This is a genomic window from Streptomyces sp. NPDC005483, from assembly GCF_040606035.1.
Lineage (GTDB): Bacteria > Actinomycetota > Actinomycetes > Streptomycetales > Streptomycetaceae > Streptomyces.
Map to the genome: position 1 here is coordinate 1 of NZ_JBEXEA010000113.1, position 2,236 is coordinate 2,236.

General features: G+C 68.6%; 2 protein-coding genes. One reads left to right on the plus strand and one right to left on the minus strand.

Going from position 1 to position 2,236, the window contains the following annotated elements; all coding sequences use genetic code 11:
- Window positions 1-180 precede the first annotated feature (180 nt).
- Window positions 181-1,071, minus strand: coding sequence for an ATP-binding protein (locus ABZT06_RS50465; RefSeq protein WP_355756667.1), 891 nt, complete (start codon window positions 1,069-1,071; stop codon window positions 181-183).
- Between the two features lie 83 nt (window positions 1,072-1,154).
- Between ABZT06_RS50465 and ABZT06_RS50470 the strand changes: the two genes are divergently transcribed.
- Complete coding sequence (locus tag ABZT06_RS50470; protein WP_355756670.1) at window positions 1,155-2,198, plus strand: IS630 family transposase; 1,044 nt, start codon at window positions 1,155-1,157, stop codon at window positions 2,196-2,198.
- Window positions 2,199-2,236 lie beyond the last annotated feature (38 nt).

Below are 2,236 nucleotides of genomic sequence, written 5' to 3' on the forward strand. Positions count from 1 at the left end.
CTAGTGCTGCCCCGCGCAAGTTCGTGGAGGGGACTGGAGGCCTAGGAGCACACTGAAGATCTTGAAATCGCGCCCGACTTGCACCATTACAGGCTGATTGACATTTACCGGCGATCCAACGCAAGTCGGGCGGCCTGAGCAAGATCTTCAGTGTGCTCCTAGCTGGACGCGTCGGATGCGTCAGGCGAATGAGAAGTGGGCGGCGGCTTCAGCGGGGGTGGTTGCTTGGCGGCGTCCTGGGATGTCGTGGACGGCGGTAGCGCCCTCGGAGCGCAGTTGGTCGCTGGAGGCGTGTCGGTCCATGATCGCGGCGTAGGCGCGGATGTCTGCGGCGGTGATGTCGGTGCGGCCTCGCTCCGCGTGCTGCTGGAGGAGGTCGTTGAGGTCCAGGTTGAATCGCAGCATGGTCACCGGAGCGTTGAACCGCTTGGCTATGGCGATGAGTCGTGCGCGCGCCTGCGGGATGACGTTCGTGGACTCGGCCACTGCGCTGTGTCCGGTCGCAAGCCTGGCGACGATTCTGCGGTCTCGTTCCTCGAAGATCCGAGCGTCCGCCGTGTCGGAGTCCGCTTCAACGGGTGAGGTGCCGAAGAGGTCCGCACGGATCTCGTCGCTGGATACGACGGCTTCCTCGTCGATCTGCCGACGCGCGATCAGTGCCCGAACGAAGCTGGTCTTGCCCGAGGCTGGAGGGCCGACGAGGACGATGAGTCCCGCTGGCACTCGGATCAGTTCGGGGCCGCCTGGCGCGAGAGCGTTGAGGTAGAGGGTGCCTGCGCAGTCGAGGGCCTCTTCGGCGGAGCCGGCGGGCAGGCCGGTGGGCAGGATGTTGTCTTTGTAGGTGTTGCTGCTGGCCAGGTATAGGGCGAAGCCCCAGGTGTGCAGTACGCCGGTGAAGCGCAGGCGGCATAGCGGGATGATCTGCTCGCCGGGCAACTCGGCTGCTACATAGGCGAATCCGGAGCGGAAGCGGACCGCTATGGCGTCCACCTGCGGCCAGCGCTCACGGGCGTGGTGGTTCAGGCGCTGACGGAGATGATGCTGCATCGACTCCGGCGGGTTCTTCAGCACGGGCCCATCCTGCCGCGTGCGGCGTCGGCCCCGCCATGATCGTGGCCGTGTGCGGTGGGCAACGGTCAGGGGCAGCGGTTGCGGTGGTGCTGGCGAGGGAGGTCCGCGAGCGGCTGGTGCGGACGGTGGCCTCGGCGAAGTCCCAGGTGCGGGAGGTGTTACGGGCCCGCATCGTGCTCGCGGCGGCGGACGGGCTCACCAACGGCGCGATCGCCCGCGAGCTGGACGTCAGCGTGAACACGGTGCGCAAGTGGCGGGGCCGCTTCGCCGCCCTGGGCCCGGGCGGCCTACGCGATGCCGCGCGATCGGGACGGCCGAGAGCGTACGGGCCCGAGGTGCGCGTGGCGATCGTGGCCACCGCGACGAGCGCGCCGCCGCACCCGGAGGCGACCTGGTCCCATCGGGCCATTGCCCAGCGGGTGGCCGGCACGTGCTTCGCGCCGGTCTCCGCCTCCCAGGTCGGCCGGATCCTGGCGGATCTGGACCTGAAACCGCACAAGGTCCGCGGCTGGCTCACCCGCCGGGACACCCCGGACTTCTGGCAGCGCGTCGCCCACGTGTGCGCCCTCTACCTCGACCCGCCCGAGCAGGCGGTGGTCCTCTCGATCGATGAGAAGACCGCGATCGCCGCCCGCTCGCGCCCCCATCCCGGGCGTCCCGCCCGCCCCGGGGGACCCGCCCGGCAGGAGTTCGAGTACCGGCGCCACGGCACCGCCTCAATCGTCGCCGCTCTCGACGTCCGTACCGGCGAGGTCCTCACCGAGGTGATCCGCCGCAACGACGCGGCGACTTTCACCGCCTTTCTGGACCAACTCGACCGGGCGATCGCCCCAGACAAGGAGATCCACGTCGTGCTCGACAACGGCTCTTCGCACACCGCCAAGCACACCAGGGCCTGGCTGGCCGCACACCCGCGCTGGCACGTCCGCTGGACCCCGCCGCACGCCTCCTGGCTCAACCAGGTCGAGCTGTTCTTCTCTGCCCTGACCCGCCGTGTCATACGACACGGCGATTTCGCCAGCCGTGACGACCTGATCGACAAGCTCGAGACCTACGCGATCAGCCACAACGAGGCCGCGAGACCCTACCGCTGGACCTACGAAGGCACCCCACTGAAGACAACTTGATCAACACCCCTCCACGAACTTCTGCGGAGCGGCACTAG